Raw genomic sequence first — 17,585 nt, 5'->3', positions numbered from 1 at the left:
CGTCTTATCCCACGGCAGTGGTCACAATGGCCAGTCAAGTGCGCAGAAGGGCCCAGACTGTCGAGCCTGTCATATTTGCCCGTATACCTGCGGGGTAGACTCGGTTGGCACGCATGAGGCGTGCACTACGCCAATACCGAGGACGATAGTCATGTTGAAGGGATTGAAACCTCTCACCGCTGCCGCCGTGTGCCTGCTCGGCCTGTCCGCCTTTGCCCAGAGCGCTGCTGCGGCACAATGGGTAGACAGCGGCCGCACCGCGTACGTAAAGACCAGTTTCTTCGGCAGTTTCGCCTACCACACCTGCGACTCCAGCGGTGCGCAGATCCAGGGGTACCCGGGTAGCTGCGGCAGCGATGCCGGCAGTGGCTGGACGTCCAACTACACGGCCTCCAGTGACCTTGCCAACAGTCAGCTCATGGCCTGCAACCACAATCCGTTCCAGCTCGGCTCGGCCTGCTACGGCCTGGCGTATGCGATCAATGGCCAAGCGTACGCTGGCGGGCTGCCTGCCGCCTGCAATCTCGGCGCGCGCGCGGTGGTCACCGCGTCCAGCATGGAAACCGTCGAGATCCAATACGAAGAGCTCGACGTGGACACCATCGAGTCGGCACGCGAGTACGTCTGCCGGTAAAGCGCCGACAGGTCGCCGCCGTCGAGTGCGGCGGCTTCCTGCATGGGACATCCGTCTCACGCACTGTTACCGCAGCCCAGTTCGCGCAAGCACGTCCGCTGCAAGCGCCTGATCATCAGCCTCCAACCCAGGCAGCGGCCGCGGCAGGTTGACGGGACCACACAGGCTTCCATATGCCCGCACAGTTGCAACCGGTTCAACCTCGGCATTATCCGCGTATCGCTGGCTGGCTCGATTCGGTTGCAGCGACGCAACGCTGGGCTGGCCCGGGCGTTGCGTTTCCTCTGCTGCCTGAGGCATTCGCACAGGCTCTTGAACTGGCCGAGCGCCCGGGTTGGGTGCTGTTGGACGGGGAGGGTGCGTGCATGGGGTTCGGCCAGTACTGGTTGACCGCGCCCGGCACTGCCCACCTGGGCCGCATCATTGTCTCGCCGCAGGCGCGTGGGCGCGGCCTGGGCCGGGTGCTGATGCAGTTGTTGTGTGCCGAGGCCCTGCGGTCGCCGGATGTGCAGCGCCTGAGCCTGCGTGTCTATCGTGACAACGTCGCGGCGGTCGCGCTCTACCGCGATTTCGGCTTCCAGCCGGTGGAAGATGCCTCGACGCCGGAATTGTTGTTCATGCAGCGCAGCGAGGGCTGAGCCGTGATCACGTGGGCAGCGGTACGGTCTGCTGCGCCTGCCATTCCCTGGCGGTGATGCGGCTGATGTGTTCGGTGCGGTAGTCGGCGAGGAAGCGGTTGAACTGGTTGACCTCGGCGTGGTGATGGCGGAAACCGCATTTGGACTGCGCGCTCATCGATTGCAGGTTGTCGGCGAAGTAGCCGCACGACAACGCATCCAGCTGCAGATCCAGGAAGGCATGCCGCATCACCTCACGTACGGCTTCGGGTACCAGGCCACGCCCCCAGTACGGTACGCCGATCCAGTAGGCGATCTCTCCCTCGCGCTCGCCCAAGCTGAAGTTGCTGTCTGCACCGATCAGGATGCCGACGCAACCGATGGCACGCCCGTTCTCGCGGCTCTGCAGGGCGTAGACCTCCGGTCGGTTGAACACGGTGCGGATGATGTCGGCACTCTCCTCTACGCTGGCATGCGGTGGCCAACCGGCGATGGGCCCCACGCGCGGGTCGCGGGCGTACTCGTACAGATCGGCGGCGTCACTGTCGCGCCAGGGGCGCAGGATCAAGCGTTGGGTGGCCAGTTGCATGGCGGGTCCGTCGGTGGAAAGAGAGCGCACAGGCTAGGTTTCGACGGGCGGGGAGCACAGGGTGGGACCTTGATGGTTTCGGTACTTTTCACAACTTCTTCGTTCGGGCGGATATGCTCTGCCGCGATATCCCAGTGGAATCCCAGTGGATCGGCCCATGGATCGCATTCCCCAGCTTCTGGAACAGGACGAATCCATGCGCTTGGAAGTCAGTACGCTGGCTGAAGGCTTGGGTGTTCCGCTGTCGTTCGGGCACGCCTATCTGACGGTGCTGGTGTGCGTGTCCGGGCGTGCGCGGTTCGCACTGAACTTCCGCGAAGTGGCGGTGCAGCGGCACGACGTACTGGTGCTGGCGGAAGATACGCTGGCGCTGCTGCGGCAGCGTTCGCGCGGCTTCCTTGCGGTGGCCTGCCTGGTGCCGAAAGCGCTGGCCTCGGAGGTGGCCTATGTGCTGCCCAATGCACTGTTCAAGTTCCTGCACGAGCACCCTCATTGTGTACCGTCACCGCTGGAGGTGCCGCTGCTGCAGGGTTGGCTGCAGCAGTTGATGGATGCCCAGCACAACGGTGGCCGCCATCGGCACGTGATGCTGCGCAACCTGCTGCAGACGTTTTTCCTGAAGTTCGCCACACTGCTCCCGGCATACTACGAGGCGGCGCCGCAGGTCGGCCGACGCGAGCGCCTGGCCTGGAGCTTCTGGGAACTGGTCGGCCAGCGCAGCACGCGCCAACGCGACGTGCAGTCCTACGCCGAGGCGCTGTGCATTACCCCGTTCTATCTCTCGCAGGTGACCCGGGAATGCTTCGGCGAAACGCCGAAGGCGTTGATCGACCGCCAGGTGGTGCTGGAGATCAAGGCGCTGCTGAGCTACAGCGAACTGCCGATCGGTCGCATCGCCGAACGCCTGTGTTTCGAGGACGCGTCCTACCTGTGCCGCTATTTCCGGCGGCACACCGGCCAATCGCTGACCGGCTACCGCCGGGCGGGGCAGGGCGGTATCAGTGCGATACGAACAAGGGCGCCGGTACTTCGGCGAGCAGATCCTCGGTGACCCCGCCGAGCACGCGTTCGACCACGCGACTGCGGCTGTAGGGCCCCAGCACCAGCAGATCGGCTTCGGCATCAAGTACATGCTGGCGAATGGTGGCGGCTACGCCCCCTTGGCTGGAGCTGATCGCCTGGATCTCCACTTCAACGCCGTGCCGCGCCAGATGCTGGGCCATTTCAGCGCCGGGTGCCGCTTCAGCCTTGGGCGTGTCGACCATCAGCAGGTGCACGGCCTGCGCGCGGGCCAGCAGAGGCAGGGCATCTGCCACCGCACGACGGGCCTGCTTGCTGGCATTCCAGGCCACCACGATACGCCGGCCAACCTGCTCGCCCTTCCAGCGCGGCGGCACCAGCAGCATCGGTACCCCGGTCTGGCGCAGCGTGCCCAGTGGATGCCAGCCGGAGGGCGCGCCTGGTGTGTGCGGATAGCCGGCGATGATCAGGTCGCAGTACAGCGACTGCAGCGCCAGGTCAGCGCCACCCAGGTAGTCCGAGACGATGCGCAGTTCGGTGCTGATCTGCAGCGGCTCGGAAACGGCACGCAGGTTCTGCATCAGCTGTGCGGTGCAGGCGGCATCCGCGCGGGCCTCGTGGTCCAGCGCGGCGGCGATGCCGGCACCGCGCGCGAAGCCGTTGGCGATGTCGGTGGGATGCAGGGCCGTGGAGACTGCGACCAGATGCGCCTGCTGGGCCTGCGCCAGGTCGGCGGCGATGTTGAGAACGCGGTGCCCGGTGTCGCTGGCGTCGAACAGCACGGCGATATCGCGTAGTGGGTGCAGCATGGCGTTGTCTCCCTCGATGCCTGTGACGCGTTCCCTGCCGTGCACCGACCCGGGTGCACCGGACGCACCGCTGTTGTAGCGCATTCGTGATTCGTGTGAATCATATTTGATTCAGTTTATTAATTGATGATTCATGCTAGCGTGAGGGCCAGCCCACACCCCCTCGCTTTTCATGCGACCTGCCGCAGCACGTACACGACGCGACCTGCCCCATGCGCTGGCGGCCACCCTGGTCAGCCATCCACGCTGCACCCTCAGCGAACTCGCGCGCGGGGCGGGCATCAGCCGCGCGACCCTGTACCGGTTTGCGCCTACCCGCGAGGCGATCGACGAGGCCCTGTTCGCGGCCGGTTTCGAGCGCGTGGAAGCGGCGGCGGCCTGGTTCGACCAGGGCGGTGATGCACGCCTCGTGCTGGAGCAGGTCACCGCCACGCTGCTGGCGGACTGGGAGCTGGTGACGCTGCTGTTCGCGCGGATGATGGAAGAGCAACAGCGCGTGGGAGACTTGCATCTGCTGCCGGAGCGCTGGGCGCCGATCGGCGAGCGCTTCGAGGCCTTTTTCCTGCGGGGTCAGGCGGCCGGAGAGTTCAACGTCGGTTTCACCGCGGTATGGCTCGCGGACTTCTACTGGAGCTGCTTCTACGGCATCACCTGGTCACTGGCACGCGGTCGGCTGGCGCCGGCAGCGGCAGCCTCTACGCTGCTGGCGTCGTTCCAGCGGGGGGCGATGATGGGTTGACCGCAGGGGTTTCCTGCGGGGGCGCCGTGGCTTACGCCTGCCTGAGCAACTGCACCAGTTGGCGCAGGCGATAGGGCTTGGGCAGGAACTCCACCTGCTCGGGCAGCGGCGGCAGCTGCGAACGGGCATAGCCGGACGAGAGGATCATCCGTGCCTGCGGCTGTTCGCGTGCCACATGCTCGCTCAGCTCGATGCCGGACATGCCGTTGGGCATGCTGACGTCGCTGAACACCACGTCGAAACGTGCTTCGCCCTTGAGCAGTTCCGCCGCCTCGTGGCCATCGGCGGTCGTGGCCACATCGATGCCGAGTTCGCGCAGGGCCAGGCCGATCATTTCACGCAGATCGGTCTGGTCTTCCACCATCAGTACGCGGATCGGGTCATCGGTCATCGGCAGGGTCCTCCATTGCGGGTAGCAGCAGGCTGACCGTGGTGCCGACACCGGGCGTGGTGGACACGTCGACGAAGCCGCCGCTCTGGGTAGTGAATCCGAACACCTGGCTCAGGCCCAGGCCGCTGCCTTTGCCGATGTCCTTGGTGGTGAAGAAGGGCTCGGTGGCCCGTTCGGCGATGTCGGCCGCCATCCCGTGGCCTTCATCGCAGACGCTGAGGGTGACATAGCCACGTTGCAGCGTGGAGTCCGCGTCCGGGTCGAGGCGATGCTCCAGCGCGGTGCCGATCAGGATGCGGCCGCCTTCAAGGGTAGCATCGGCGGCATTGGCGACCAGATTGGCCAGCGCCGTCTGCAGCTGCAGCGCATCGGTGTTGACCGCAGGCAGGCCGGGTGCCAGCTGGGCATCCAGCATCACCGTGGACGGGCAGGCGCGTTGCAGGTCCGGCAGCCACTGCTGTATCAGCACATTGATATCCAGTGGTTCGCGGATCAGGGTCTGGCCAGTGCTGAACGCCAGCAGCTGGCGGGTCAGCAGCGCACCACGATCGGTCGCGCTCTGCGCGGCATCGAGCAGCTCGGCGGCGCGCGCATCGTCACCGCCAACGCGCAGGGACAGCAGGTCCAGTGCGTTGCCGATGGTGGTCAGCAGGTTGTTGAACTCGTGCGACAGGCCGCGGCTGAGTCGGCCGACGGTCTCGAACTGTTGGGTATTGCGCAGCGCTCGTTGGGCATCACGCAGCAGGCGCTGTGCCTGCCACTGCTCGGTGATGTCGCGGGTGATCTTGACGAAGCCCAGCAGCTCACCCGCTTCAACCACCGGCTCGATGACAACACTGGCACGGAATGACGAGCCATCGCGGCGTACCCGCCAGCCCTCATTGGCAACGTGGCCATGCTGCGCTGCATGACGGAGCAGGCGTTGCGGTTTTCCTGCCTCGCGGTCGGCGGCCAGGTAGAAGCGACCAAAGTGGGTGCCCACCACTTCATCGGCTGAATAGCCCTTGATGCGCTCCGCACCCGGGTTCCAGCTGCAGACGATGCCATCCGGATCAAGCAGGTACAGCGCATGGTCGCGCACGCTGTCGATCAGCAGTCGCAGTTGGCGGGAAGGGTCCGTCAGCACGGACGTCGTAGAGGCGGCAGCGTCCACGTAAAAATAAGTGTTACCCCTGTGAGGGACGTGAAGCTAGGCATTCAAGTGTGAAGGAGGCGTGGAGGCGGGACACGTGCCATTTGTCCTGTGCGGCTGAATACGACACGGAGTACCATCACCCACCCTTTTTGTTCTGGAACCGACCTGCATGCGTCCTGGTGCGACTACGCGTGACCGCTGGATCTGGATGACGTCCGCCGTGCTACTGGCTGCGACCATCGCATTGGAGCTGGTGGTACCGCTCGGTTATGCAGTATGGCTGGCGTATTTCCTGGCCGTGGGCGTCACGGTGTTCCAGCGCAGTGCGCGCGCGCCGTTCATCGTGGCTGTGCTCGCCTGCGTCCTGCTGGTCATCGGTTTCAACATCGCCCCGGCCAGCTCGAACTCGGCGTTCTCGCTGGTCAACCGAAGCATCGGTGGTTGTGCGTTCCTGATGATCGCGCTGATCGTCTCCCGCGCGATCCAGGCACGCCGGGACGCAATGCGGGCGTTGTGGCTGCAGGAGGCCGAGAACGCGGTAGCGATGAGCCTGCGCGGCGACCTCGGCCCGGAGCAGATTGCCGAGGCGGCAGCCACCAGCCTGGGCGCGCAACTGGAGGCCGACGTCGGCGCCGTGTACCGGCTGGAAGGCGGACGACTGCAGCTGACCGGCGGCCTGGCGTTGCCGTCCGGCATGCCGGCGTCGCTGGCATTGCAGGAGGGCGTGGCCGGGCAGGTGGCGCGGGATGAGTGCATCCGTCACCTGGAGGGCAGCGACGACGCCGTACTTGAACTGCAGACCAGCCTGGGGCGGTTGCCGGTGCGCGAGCGCATCCTGGCGCCGATCAGCAGTGACGGCACCGTGGTAGGCATCGTCGAGCTGGGACGCGCCCGGGCGGGTGCGCAGCGCGACCTGGATCGCGAGCTGCTGGAGCGCTGCGCCGAGACCATCGGCATGGCGCTGCGTGCATCGCTGCTGCGCGCACAACTGGTGGTGCTGCTGGAGGAATCGCAGCGCCAGGGCGAGGAGCTGCAGGCCCAGCAGGAAGAGCTGCGCGTGGCCAATGAGGAGCTGGAAGAGCAGAGCCGCAGCCTGCTGCAGTCGCAGAGCCATCTGGAAGAACAGCAGGCCGAGCTGGAACAGAGCAACGTCCAGCTGGAAGAGCGGACCCACGAGCTGGAGGCGCAGAAGCAGGCACTGCTGGTCGCGCAGAGCCAGCTGGTGCGCAACAGCAACGAACTGGCCGCGACATCGCGCTACAAGTCCGAGTTCCTGGCCAACATGTCGCACGAACTGCGCACGCCGCTGAACAGCTCGCTGATCCTGGCCAAGCTGCTGGCCGACAACAAGGACGGCACGCTCACCGAAGAACAGGTGAAGTATGCGCGTGCGATCCTGTCGTCCAACAACGATCTGCTGGCGCTGATCAACGACATCCTGGACCTGTCGCGCATCGAGGCCGGCCACGTCGAGCTGGCCGATGAAGTGGTGGTGACCGACAGCGTGCTGCAGCGCCTGCGCGAGACTTTCGAGCCGATGGCGCGGCAGAAGGGCCTGGCCCTGCAGATCGAGGCCGATGCGCTGGCGCCGAGCCAGCTGGTGGTCGACAGCCAGCGCCTGCAGCAGATCCTGAAGAACCTGCTGGCCAATGCGGTGAAGTTCACCGAGCATGGAAAGGTCAGCCTGCACGTGCGCGCGGCCGGCCAGGGGCGCATCCGTTTCGAGGTCTGCGACAGCGGTATCGGCATTGCCCGCGAGCAGCTGCAGGTCATCTTCGAAGCCTTCCGCCAGGCCGATGGCAGCACCCGTCGCCGCTACGGTGGCACCGGCCTGGGGCTGTCGATCTCGCGCGATCTGGCCGAGCGCATGGGCGGCAGCATCCAGGTCGACAGCGAACCGGGCCGAGGCAGCTGCTTCATTCTGGAACTGCCGTTGCAGGGTGCACCCGCCTCGAACGCCGCGGACATCGCCGCAGCCCCCGTGGCTTCGCCGGTCGCAGCCGCTGTGCCGGCGATGCAGGTGCCAGCAAGGGCTCCGGTGGCGCCGACGACGACGGTGCCCAGCGTGGCCGACGACCGCGGTCGTCGCCAGCACCCGGGCCGCCTGATCCTGGCCGTCGAGGACGACGCCACGTTCGCCGAAGCGCTGGTGGCACTGGCCCATGAACTGGATTTCGACTGCGTGGTGGCCGGGACGGCCGAAGAGGCGCTGGCCCTGGCCGGCGAACTGCGACCGAACGGCATCCTGCTCGATATCGGCCTGCCGGACGTGTCCGGCCTGAGCGTGCTGGAGCGCCTGAAGCGCAACCCCGATACCCGCCATATTCCTGTGCACGTGGTCTCGGCAACGGACCGCAGCCAGGTGGCGCGCGAGCTTGGCGCGATCGGGTTTGCGATCAAGCCGACCACGCGCGAGCGCCTGGTAAGCGCCATCGAGCAGCTGGAACAGACCAGCCAGCGCGACGTGCGGCGCCTGCTGATCGTCGAGGACGACAGCGAGCTGCGCCGCAACCTGGAACTGCTGCTGGGCCGTGATCAGCTGCAGATCGTCGCCGTGGGAACGCTTGCTGGCGCGCTGGAGCAGCTCAGCACGGTCACCTTTGATTGCATGGTGATGGACCTGTCACTGCCTGACGGCAGCGGCTACGACCTGCTCGAACACATGGCCGGCAACGATGACGTCGGCTTCCCGCCGGTGATCGTCTATACCGGTCGCGCGCTCGGTCGCGAGGAAGAACAGCGCCTGCGCCGCTATTCCAAGAGCATCATCATCAAGGGCGCACGTTCGCCCGAACGCCTGCTGGATGAAGTCACCCTGTTCCTGCACAGCGTGGAAGCCAGCCTGCCCACCGACCAGCAGCGCCTGCTGCGCGAGGCGCGCCGTCGCGACACCGTGCTCGATGGACGCACCGTACTGCTGGCCGAGGACGACGTGCGCAACATCTTTGCGCTGTCCAGCGTGCTCGAGCCGCTGGGCGTGACGCTGGAGATCGCGCGCAATGGGCAGGAGGCAGTGGACCGCCTGGCCGAGCGCGAAGTCGACCTGGTGCTGATGGACATCATGATGCCGGAGAAGGATGGCCTGGCCGCGATGCGCGAGATCCGCGCGCAGCGTCACCTGCAGGACCTGCCGATCATCGCGCTGACTGCCAAGGCCATGCCGGACGACCGTGAGCGTTGCCTGCAGGCGGGCGCCAACGATTACATCGCCAAGCCCATCGACGTCGACAAGCTGGTCTCGCTGTGCCGGGTCTGGTGCTCGCGGCAATGAACGAACAGGCGCTGTTCGACCTCGAACTGAAGGTCCTGCTGGAGGCGCTGTACCAGCGCTACCACTACGATTTCCGCAGCTATGCGGTGTCGTCGCTGCGCCGACGCATGCGCCAGGCGATGCAGCGCTATGAGTGCGAGCGGCTGGTCGACCTGCAGTACCGGCTGCTGCACGAGCCGGACCTGTTCGCCCAGGCCATGCAGTTCTTCACTGTGCAGGTCTCGGAGATGTTCCGTGACCCTGCGTATTTCCGTGAGCTGCGCGAGCAGGTGGTGCCAGTGCTGCGTACCTATCCCTCGGTGAAGCTGTGGGTGGCCGGCTGCAGCACGGGCGAGGAAGTGTGGTCGCTGGCGATCCTGCTGCATGAAGAAGGCCTGCTCGAGCGCAGCATCGTCTATGCCACCGACATCAATCCGGCCGCGCTGGCCACCGCCGAGGCGGGCGCCTATGGCATCGACCGGATGGCCCAGTTCAGCCGCAACTACCTGGCCGCCGGTGGCACCGCGTCGCTGTCGGACTACTACGCCACCGCCTACGATGGTGCCGTGTTCGACCGCCAACTGCGCCGCAACGTGGTGTTCGCCGACCACAGCCTGGCCACCGATACCGTGTTCTCCGAAGTGCACCTGGTGTCGTGCCGCAACGTACTGATCTATTTCAACCGCGACCTGCAGGACCGTGCCGTCGGCCTGTTCCGCGAAGCGCTGGTGCACCGGGGCTTCCTTGGCCTGGGCAGCAAGGAGTCGCTGCAGTTCGGGTGCCACCACGATGCCTTCGAGGTCTGTTCGCGAGAGCACCGCCTTTATCGGAAGGTGGCCTGATGACGCTGCCAGTGCGTCCGGCCGTGCTGGTGATCGGCGCGTCCGCCGGTGGCGTGGCGGCCCTGCAGGCGGTGCTCGGTGCACTGCCGGCGAAGCTGCCGGTACCGGTACTGGCCGTGCTGCACCTGCCGCGTGACCGTACCAGCCGCATCGCCGAGGTGCTGGCGCCGTACTGCGCGTTGCCGGTGCGCGAAGCCGAAGACAAGCAGCCGTTGCAGCCGGGCACGGTGACGTTCGCGCCGCCGGATTACCACCTGCTGGTGGAGGACGAGGGGGCGGTGGCGTTGTCGGTGGATGCACCGGTGCTGTTTTCCCGTCCGGCCATCGATCCGCTGTTCGATTCCGCTGCTGCGGTGTTCGGCGCGCAGGTATTGGCCCTGCTGCTGACCGGTGCCAGCAGTGATGGCAGCGAGGGCGTTGCCGCCGTGCGCCGTGCCGGTGGCCATGCTTGGCTGCAATGTCCCGAGGAAGCCGAGGCGTCGATGATGCCCGCTTCCGCCCTGCAGTACGCCGGCGCCGATGCCGTGCTGCCCCTTGAACTGATGTGTCGCCGCCTGAAGGAGTTGTTTGCATGAACCTGTTGCCACCGGAACCTGCGCAGTCGCAGACCCCGGTCAACCTGCTGATCGTCGATGACGTGCCGCAGAACTTGGTAGCCATGCAGGCCCTGCTGCAGCGCGAAGGGGTCAACCTGCTGCTGGCCGGCTCGGGCGCGCAGGCGTTGGAGCTGCTGCTCGAGCACGAGGTGGCATTGGCCCTGCTTGACGTGCACATGCCGGAGATCGATGGCTTCACCCTGGCCGAACTGATGCGCGGTTCGCATCGCAGCCGCGACGTGCCGATCATCTTCCTGACCGCCTCTCCGGATGATCCCCTGCGCGTGTTCAAGGGCTACGAAAGCGGTGCGGTCGATTTCCTGCACAAGCCGGTGGCGCCGCAGGTGATCCTGAGCAAGGTCAACGTTTTCATCGAGCTGTACCAGCAGCGGCAGCTGCTGAAGGCGCGCAACGAGGCACTGGAGCGCGCGCTGAAGCTCAACGAGACGATGGCTGCCGTTTTGACCCACGACCTGCGCACGCCGTTGTCGGCGATCCTGCTGTGTGCCGACAAGCTGGCGCTGGAGCTTCCGGAAGACAACGCAGGCGCGCAGCAGACCCTGCAGTACCTGGAAGCCAGCACCCTGCGGATGGCGCGGATGGTCGAGCAGCTGCTGGATTTCTCGCGGATCCGCAGCGGTGGCCTGAGGCTGGAGGCAAGTGCCTGCGATCTGGCCGACGTAACGCGCGCGGTAGTCGCCGAGGCGGGCAGCGCGCATGGGGCGGACCGGATCCACCTGGACCTGCAGGGAGACACGCGGCTGCAGGGCGATCTGGATCGCCTTGGCCAGGTCGCCGCCAACCTGGTCGGCAATGCGCTGACCCATGGCAGCGAGGCGAGGGTGGAGGTGGATGGGCGCGACCCGCGCGGCGTACTGCTGCGGGTCAGCAACGCCGGCCGGATCGATGACGCGCTGTTGCCGCGACTGTTCGAACCGTTCAAGGCCAGCTTCCACCAGAGCAAGGGCCTGGGCCTGGGCCTGTACATCGTCGATCAGTTCGTCCGCGCGCACGGCGGGCGCATTGCGGCCCGCAACGAAGCGGGCCAGGTGGTGTTCGAGGCAATGCTGCCACGGCGCTGCGACGGCACGGTCTTGGCGGCAACCTAAGCGCTTCAGCCAGCATCCCGGCGGACTGAGACGGACTGGTCCGCGACTGCCAGCGTGGGTGCCTATTCTGTCAGGGAAGCGCCATGCCATTGCGCGCCATCGCCTACGCCAGCCGGGCGCTGCCGGACCTGTCCGCCGTGCCTGCATCGGCTGGTGGAGGACGCGGCACGATTCAACAAGCTGGCAGGGGTGACCGGCGTGCTGCTGCGTGACGGCGAGCGTTTCCTGCAGTACATCGAGGGGCCACCGGATGGCATCGATTCGGTCTACGAGCGCTTCCTGCAGGCAGCAAGCCACATCGACACCACCGGACTGGGACGCGACCGCCTGGGCCAGCGCCAGTTTCCCTATTGGCCGATGCGTTCGCTGCCGGTCGACGCGGCGATGCTGCGCCAGCTTTCCTGCAGTGACTGGTCCGGATTCTCCCGGCGCCTGCAGGGCGATCGTTCGGCACCGACGCCAGTGGACCTGCTCGATCAGGTGGTGCAGCCGGCTCTGCACGCAGGCTGATGGTCTGCGCCGGATTCAGCGCGAAGCAGCACCGCAGTACGCCGCATGCAGCGCCTGCAGCACGCCCAGTGCGGGCCCTTCAAGAACCCGGTAGTGTATCGCCTGCGCTTCGCGCCGGGTCGCCACGATATCCAGTCCGCGCAGCACCGCCAGATGCTGTGACAACGCCGATGCGCTCAGGCCGGTCAGTGCCTGCAGTTCCGGTACCGGCGCTTCACCTTCCACCAGGCGGCACAGCACCCGCAGCCGGGCCGGGTGGGCCAGGCTTTTGAGCAGCGTGGCTGCCTGCGACGCGTGTTCGGCCATCGCGGCGCTGTCGAGCTGGGTCCGGGCCATGGTTGACCATTTTATTTAGAATGATCTAATTTAGAATAATCTAAACAAATGGGCAATCTCATGTACGGCAGCGAAGAGGGCAGGGCATGAACCTGCCATGGAGTGCGGCGGCAGGTGGTGCGTTGATCGGCGCCGCCGCGGTGCTGTTGCTCGCCACCATCGGACGCGTGGCGGGCATCAGCGGCATCACCGCAGGCAGCCTGCGCGCAGGCAAGGGCGAGCGTGCCTGGCGCTGGGCCTTCCTGGCCGGCCTGACCGCATCGGCGGGGCTGGTGCTGTGGTGGCAATCGGTGCCCGGGGCATCGCCGCGTGCGCTGCTGCGTGATGCGCTGCCGGCATGGCAGTTGATGGGAGCCGGCCTGCTGGTCGGCTTCGGTACGCGGCTGGGCAATGGCTGCACCAGCGGTCACGGTGTGTGCGGCATGGCCCGCGCTTCGAAGCGATCGCTGGCGGCCGTGCTGGTGTTCATGGCCTGCGCGATGCTGACCACCTTCCTGGTCCGTCATGGCGGAGGCCCAACATGAGCCGCGCAGTCTGGGCCGCCGGCGCGGCGGGCGCGTTGTTTGGCATGGGGTTGGCACTTTCGGGAATGACCGACGCGCGTCGTGTCCTCGGCTTCCTCGACCTCACCGGTGACTTCGATCCCACGCTGCTGTGGGTGCTGGGCTCGGCGCTGCTGGTCAGCGCGATCGGGCAGCGGTGGGTGTTGCGGCGACAGCAGCCGCTGTACGCAGACCGCTTCCGGCTGCCTGTTACCCGGCGTGTGGATGCTCGCCTGCTGCTGGGTGCCGCGCTGTTCGGGATCGGCTGGGGTTGGGCGGGCTATTGCCCAGGACCGGCCATCGCCGGGGTGGCCGTGGCGTCGCGCGAAGCCCTGTGGTTCGTGCCTTCGATGCTTGCAGGATTCTGGCTGCACGACCGCTTCGTCCGTTGAGGCTTTCACCCCTGTCTCACCCTGCCTGGGGTCCTATCCTCGGATCACGGGGAAAAGGAGTGCAACGACATGGCACGGATGAAGTGGATGGGAAGGGGAATGCTGGCGGTCGCGCTGGCCGCAGCCGTGGCACCGGCACTGGCCTGCACGCGCGCGGTGTACCTGGGTGACAACGGCGATGTGATCACCGCGCGCTCGATGGACTGGAAGGTCGATGTGGCGACCAACCTCTACATACTGCCGCGCGGCATTGCGCGCACCGGCCAGGCCGGCCCGAAGTCGCTGGCGTGGACCGCGCGCTACGGCTCGGTGGTGGCCACCGGCTACGACGTGTCGACCACCGATGGCATGAACGAAAAGGGCCTGGTGGCCAACCTGCTGTGGCTGGTCGAATCGGAGTATCCGCAGCAGCGTGGCAACAAGCCGGGTCTGGCGATTTCGCTGTGGGCGCAGTATGTGCTGGACAACTTCGCTACCGTGGAAGAGGCGGTCGCTGCGTTGAAACGCGAGCCGTACTCGATCGTCACCGACAAGGTGCCCGGTGAAGATCGGCAGGCGACGCTGCACCTGTCGCTGTCCGATGCCAGCGGCGACAGTGCCATCGTCGAGTACATCGGCGGCCGCCAGGTGATCCACCATGACCGGCGCTACCAGGTGATGACCAATTCGCCGATCTTCGAGCAGCAGTTGGCGCTCAACAGCTACTGGCAGCAGATCGGCGGCACGGTGATGCTGCCGGGCACCAACCGCTCTGCTGACCGTTTCGCGCGCGCCTCGTTCTACATCAACGCCATTCCCAAGGCCGAGGATCCGGTGGAGGCCCTGGCCAGTGTGTTCAGCGTGATCCGCAACGCGTCGGTGCCGTATGGCATCACCACGCCGGGTGAGCCGAACATCTCATCCACGCGCTGGCGCACCGTGGCCGACCACAAGCGGCGGCTGTACTTCTTCGAATCGGCATTGACCCCGAACACCTTCTGGGTCGATCTGAACAAGGTCGATTTCGCCGGCAAGGTGCTCAAGCTCGACCTCGGCAAGGACCAGCGCAATACCTTCGCCGGTGATGCACTGGGCCAGTTCGTGCCCAGCGCACCGTTCGCCTTCCTCGGCGTCGACGGTTAGTTCGACGCCTGGCTGGAGGCCGGGTAGACCGCCTGGATCGTGCAGCTGCCGCGCGTGTACTGCGGCAGCGGGGCGATGCTTTCGCCGCGCAGATCGTCTGTCTCGAATTCGGCAGTCATGATCCGATCGCCGGGATTGCCACAGATCAGGCCGTTCTGCAGGCCCGAGTGGAAGCTCAGCTGCGGCGCGCGGTCGAGCTGGCGGCAGTGGCTGCCGAGTTCGACCCGGTAGTAGCGATGGCCGCCATTGCGGCGCGGGTTGGTCTCCACCAGCATGCCCTGCGGGTCGGATGACCAGGCACGCACGTTGCGCGTGGCAAAGCAGTAGGACGGTGAGCCGCCGAAGCTGCGACGCACCTCCTTGCGTTCGCGGATGGTCACGGCAGGCAGGGTAGCGGTGCGCAGGCGGTCGCTGTCGCGGGCGACGCTGGCATAATCGCGATTCTGCAGCGGGGTGACCGCGCTGATGGTGCATCGGCGGCCGTCGACCACGACGCGTTCGCTGGGGCGGCCGCAGGCCCAGCCGGCGGGGGCTTCCAGTTTCAGCGAAGTGGCACCGCGGACGCCGGGACAATCTTCGTTGAAGTCGATCCGATAGGCCTGGCCGGAGGCGGCGCGCAGTGCGATCGAGCGCGGTGATGCCTGCTCCACTTCCTGTACGCCGACAGCGTCCATGCAGTGCGGAGCCGGGGGCGTACGCTCCTGAGCGGAGACCGAAGCGGCGAGCGCCAGGCCGAGGCCGGTGGCGAGCGCCAGGGACACCTGCTGATGGGTCATGTCCTGCACTCCCTGCGTTGGATGACGGTTCGACTATAGCAACGGTTTGCACGGCCGTTGTTACACGCGCACACTGCCCGGATGGGCGCCATCTTCCATCTGCGGCACTACGGCCAGGCTACCGGCCTGGACCGCCATGACTACGCGCAGTGGGTGCTGCCAGTGCAGGGTGAACTGCAGTTCGAAATGGAAGGTCGCGGAGGTCGGCTGGACGTGCTGCAGGGGGCATTCGTGGCCGCCGGTGAGGCGCATGACCAGATGGCTGATGGTCCCAATGGTTTCGTGATCGTTGACTGTCCTCCGGGCGTACTTGATGACGGCACGCAGGAGCATCTGTGCCGGCAGCGCTGGCTGCATCTGCCGCTGGCATTGCGCCGACGCCTGGCTGAGGTGCAGGCAGGGCAGTCAATGCCGGCGCTGCTGCCGCAGTTGCTGCAGGTATTTGCACCTGCTGGCAGTGGCGCGCGCATGCAGGGTCTGTGTGCGGCGGTCCAGGCCGACCCCGGGCAGGCGTGGCCGGTGGCGCGCATGGCGGGGTTCGTCGGGGTCAGCGAGAGCCGTTTGCATGCGCTGTTCCGGCAGGAGTTCGGGCTCAGCCCGCAGGCCTGGCTCAGCGCAAGCCGGTTGCGTTGGGCCAAGCACCAGCTGCGCACCAGCGTGGCGCCGATCAGCGATATCGCGCTGGCCGCGGGCTATTCCGAGCAGAGCGCACTGACCCGTGCGCTGCGCCGCGAGTGCGGCCAGACTCCCGCAGCGTGGCGCCGGGGCGCCGGACTGTAGGGTCGAGCCACGCTCGGCTTTGCGCGCGCGGCCGGTCAGGGCAGTAGCCTCGGTCAAGAGTGCCCGCTGGCCAGCGCTTACACTGCGCGGCCTGTTCTCTCCCCCCCGAAGAACCCGAATGCGCAACAACCCGATGGCCCTGGGCATCGCCAATGGCGTTGCCGCTGGCGCGCTGTGGGGCGTGGTCTTCCTCGCGCCCGCCGTGCTGCAGTCGTTCAACGCCCTGCAATTGTCGGCCGGCCGCTATCTGGTCTACGGCCTGATCGCCGTAGTACTGCTGCTCCCGCGCTGGAAGCGGCTGGCACCCCAGCTGGGTCGCACCGAATGGATCGGGCTGCTGTGGCTGAGCCTGGCCGGGAACCTGGTGTACTTCCTGCTGCTGGCCACGGCGGTGCAGTGGGCTGGCGGTGCGGCGGCGTCGCTGATTGTCGGCCTGATTCCGGTGGTGGTCACCCTGGTCGGCGTGCGCGAACAGGGTGCAGTGCCTTTGAAACAGCTGCTGCCGGCACTGGGCCTGTGCGTACTGGGCGTGGCCCTGGTTGGTTGGGAAGCACTGATGTCCGAGCACCTGGCAACCCCGTGGCGGCAGCGCCTGATCGGCCTGCTGTGCGCGTTCGGCGCGCTGTTCTCGTGGGCGTTGTACTCGATCGGCAACAGCCGCTGGCTGGCGCGTCGACCGGACTTGTCCAGCCACGACTGGTCGCTGCTGACCGGCGTCACCACCGGCGGCCTGGCCCTGCTGCTGGTGCCGATGGCCTTCATCGGCCACACCAGCGGGCACACGGCGGCGCAGTGGAGTGGCTTCTGGGCAATCAGCGCCGGTGTGGCGGTGGTGGCCTCGATCCTCGGCAATGCGTTCTGGAACCGCGCCAGCCGCCTGCTGCCGCTGACCCTGACCGGCCAGATGATCGTGTTCGAGACGCTGTTCGCGCTGGCGTATGCCTTCGCCTGGCAGCAGCGCTGGCCTTCGCTGCTGGAAGCGTTGGCGATCGTGTTCCTGGTGGCCGGCGTGATGCTGTGCGCGCATGCCCATCGTACTCCACGGGCGATCGCCGAACATGCCGGCTGAATGCGTGCGTCAAGCGTGCTGATGCTGTCTTGGTCTCAGATGCAACCAAATGCCGGCACGTTGAGCGATGATCGCGGCGCTGGGTTTTTGCATCGCAGCACTTGACAGCAGGCCGGCGCTCAGTGTTTTCTGTGCGTCATGGTTCTTGATGCCGCCCACGCCAGCCTGATCGCCCCCGCCACTGCGGGCCGTTCGACTGCGCCGGTCGCCACCACCACCATTACCACCACCGTCACCACTGCCCTGGTGCGGCCCGTCGTCTTCGTGTAACTCCCGAAAACCACGGCCCCGCACCATACAGGTGGCGGGGAAACTCGACACCTGCAT

20 protein-coding genes and 1 pseudogene are annotated in these 17,585 nt (G+C 66.5%); 14 read left to right on the top strand and 7 right to left on the bottom strand.

Annotation, left to right across the window (positions count from 1 at the left end; genetic code table 11):
* Positions 1–151 precede the first annotated feature (151 nt).
* Positions 152–634, top strand: coding sequence for a hypothetical protein (locus tag O0K41_RS05550; protein ID WP_005409399.1), 483 nt, complete (start codon positions 152–154; stop codon positions 632–634).
* A gap of 173 nt (positions 635–807) precedes the next feature.
* A complete protein-coding gene (locus O0K41_RS05545) occupies positions 808–1,272 on the top strand; it encodes a GNAT family N-acetyltransferase (RefSeq protein WP_088436192.1) in 465 nt (154 codons plus the stop codon).
* Positions 1,273–1,279: 7 nt separating this feature from the next.
* Here O0K41_RS05545 and O0K41_RS05540 read toward each other — a convergent pair whose 3' ends face one another.
* On the bottom strand, positions 1,280–1,840 hold the full coding sequence (locus tag O0K41_RS05540) for a GNAT family N-acetyltransferase (protein WP_164222132.1): 561 nt from the start codon (positions 1,838–1,840) through the stop codon (positions 1,280–1,282).
* A gap of 157 nt (positions 1,841–1,997) precedes the next feature.
* On the opposite strand from O0K41_RS05540, the gene O0K41_RS05535 reads away from it, so the two are divergent.
* Positions 1,998–2,891, top strand: a complete 894-nt coding sequence (locus tag O0K41_RS05535) for a helix-turn-helix domain-containing protein (RefSeq protein ID WP_005409402.1) — start codon at positions 1,998–2,000, stop codon at positions 2,889–2,891.
* On the opposite strand, the gene O0K41_RS05530 is transcribed toward O0K41_RS05535, so the two are convergent.
* A complete protein-coding gene (locus O0K41_RS05530) occupies positions 2,839–3,669 on the bottom strand; it encodes a universal stress protein (protein ID WP_049396314.1) in 831 nt (276 codons plus the stop codon). The genes O0K41_RS05535 and O0K41_RS05530 overlap by 53 nt on opposite strands.
* Before the next feature lie 172 nt (positions 3,670–3,841).
* Between O0K41_RS05530 and O0K41_RS05525 the strand changes: the two genes are divergently transcribed.
* Positions 3,842–4,408: a transcriptional regulator gene (locus tag O0K41_RS05525; protein WP_049449691.1), complete on the top strand. Its 567-nt coding sequence runs from the start codon at positions 3,842–3,844 to the stop codon at positions 4,406–4,408.
* Between the two features lie 31 nt (positions 4,409–4,439).
* Here O0K41_RS05525 and O0K41_RS05520 read toward each other — a convergent pair whose 3' ends face one another.
* Together O0K41_RS05520 and O0K41_RS05515 are read right to left on the bottom strand one after the other, a co-directional pair.
* Positions 4,440–4,799, bottom strand: coding sequence for a response regulator (locus O0K41_RS05520; protein WP_012480014.1), 360 nt, complete (start codon positions 4,797–4,799; stop codon positions 4,440–4,442).
* Positions 4,789–5,925 (bottom strand): PAS domain S-box protein, encoded by a 1,137-nt coding sequence (locus O0K41_RS05515; RefSeq protein ID WP_308304452.1) that lies wholly within the window; start codon positions 5,923–5,925, stop codon positions 4,789–4,791. The genes O0K41_RS05520 and O0K41_RS05515 overlap by 11 nt, the downstream gene beginning before the upstream one ends.
* A 178-nt stretch (positions 5,926–6,103) precedes the next feature.
* Here O0K41_RS05515 and O0K41_RS05510 point away from each other — a divergent pair, with 178 nt between their 5' ends.
* The 5 genes and pseudogenes from O0K41_RS05510 (at position 6,104) to O0K41_RS05490 (ending at position 12,241) form a co-directional block, all read left to right on the top strand.
* Positions 6,104–9,205, top strand: coding sequence for a response regulator (locus O0K41_RS05510; protein WP_049396316.1), 3,102 nt, complete (start codon positions 6,104–6,106; stop codon positions 9,203–9,205).
* Positions 9,202–10,026, top strand: coding sequence for a CheR family methyltransferase (locus O0K41_RS05505; RefSeq protein WP_005409408.1), 825 nt, complete (start codon positions 9,202–9,204; stop codon positions 10,024–10,026). Before O0K41_RS05510 ends, O0K41_RS05505 begins: the two co-directional genes overlap by 4 nt.
* Positions 10,026–10,601, top strand: a complete 576-nt coding sequence (locus O0K41_RS05500; protein WP_005409409.1) for a chemotaxis protein CheB — start codon at positions 10,026–10,028, stop codon at positions 10,599–10,601. The genes O0K41_RS05505 and O0K41_RS05500 overlap by 1 nt, the downstream gene beginning before the upstream one ends.
* Complete coding sequence (locus tag O0K41_RS05495) at positions 10,598–11,731, top strand: hybrid sensor histidine kinase/response regulator (protein ID WP_005409410.1); 1,134 nt, start codon at positions 10,598–10,600, stop codon at positions 11,729–11,731. The genes O0K41_RS05500 and O0K41_RS05495 overlap by 4 nt, the downstream gene beginning before the upstream one ends.
* Before the next feature lie 83 nt (positions 11,732–11,814).
* Positions 11,815–12,241, top strand: a pseudogene (locus O0K41_RS05490) (BLUF domain-containing protein).
* 15 nt (positions 12,242–12,256) lie between these two features.
* Here O0K41_RS05490 and O0K41_RS05485 read toward each other — a convergent pair.
* Positions 12,257–12,577 carry a metalloregulator ArsR/SmtB family transcription factor gene (locus O0K41_RS05485; RefSeq protein WP_012480019.1) on the bottom strand — a complete coding sequence of 107 codons (321 nt, stop codon included), beginning with the start codon at positions 12,575–12,577 and terminating at the stop codon, positions 12,257–12,259.
* A gap of 86 nt (positions 12,578–12,663) precedes the next feature.
* On the opposite strand from O0K41_RS05485, the gene O0K41_RS05480 reads away from it, so the two are divergent.
* From O0K41_RS05480 to O0K41_RS05470, 3 genes are all read left to right on the top strand, one after another.
* Entirely contained in the window at positions 12,664–13,101 is a 438-nt protein-coding gene (locus tag O0K41_RS05480; RefSeq protein WP_049449595.1) for a YeeE/YedE family protein, read from the top strand.
* Positions 13,098–13,511: a DUF6691 family protein gene (locus O0K41_RS05475; RefSeq protein ID WP_164222130.1), complete on the top strand. Its 414-nt coding sequence runs from the start codon at positions 13,098–13,100 to the stop codon at positions 13,509–13,511. Before O0K41_RS05480 ends, O0K41_RS05475 begins: the two co-directional genes overlap by 4 nt.
* A gap of 69 nt (positions 13,512–13,580) precedes the next feature.
* Positions 13,581–14,633, top strand: coding sequence for a linear amide C-N hydrolase (locus O0K41_RS05470; protein ID WP_012480021.1), 1,053 nt, complete (start codon positions 13,581–13,583; stop codon positions 14,631–14,633).
* On the opposite strand, the gene O0K41_RS05465 is transcribed toward O0K41_RS05470, so the two are convergent.
* Positions 14,630–15,409 (bottom strand): DUF6491 family protein, encoded by a 780-nt coding sequence (locus O0K41_RS05465; RefSeq protein WP_164222128.1) that lies wholly within the window; start codon positions 15,407–15,409, stop codon positions 14,630–14,632. The two genes, O0K41_RS05470 and O0K41_RS05465, sit on opposite strands and share 4 nt — an antisense overlap.
* A gap of 81 nt (positions 15,410–15,490) precedes the next feature.
* Here O0K41_RS05465 and O0K41_RS05460 point away from each other — a divergent pair, with 81 nt between their 5' ends.
* Together O0K41_RS05460 and O0K41_RS05455 are read left to right on the top strand one after the other, a co-directional pair.
* The gene (locus O0K41_RS05460; RefSeq protein WP_005409417.1) at positions 15,491–16,189 is read left to right on the top strand and encodes an AraC family transcriptional regulator; all 699 of its coding nucleotides are present in this window, start codon (positions 15,491–15,493) and stop codon (positions 16,187–16,189) included.
* A 118-nt stretch (positions 16,190–16,307) separates the two neighbouring features.
* Positions 16,308–17,258: a DMT family transporter gene (locus O0K41_RS05455; RefSeq protein WP_049396331.1), complete on the top strand. Its 951-nt coding sequence runs from the start codon at positions 16,308–16,310 to the stop codon at positions 17,256–17,258.
* Between the two features lie 9 nt (positions 17,259–17,267).
* On the opposite strand, the gene O0K41_RS05450 is transcribed toward O0K41_RS05455, so the two are convergent.
* Positions 17,268–17,585: a hypothetical protein gene (locus tag O0K41_RS05450; RefSeq protein WP_164222114.1), complete on the bottom strand. Its 318-nt coding sequence runs from the start codon at positions 17,583–17,585 to the stop codon at positions 17,268–17,270.

Source organism: Stenotrophomonas sp. Sm2128 (assembly GCF_030985535.1).
GTDB lineage: Bacteria > Pseudomonadota > Gammaproteobacteria > Xanthomonadales > Xanthomonadaceae > Stenotrophomonas > Stenotrophomonas maltophilia.
This window is presented reverse-complemented; position numbering and strand designations above follow the sequence as displayed.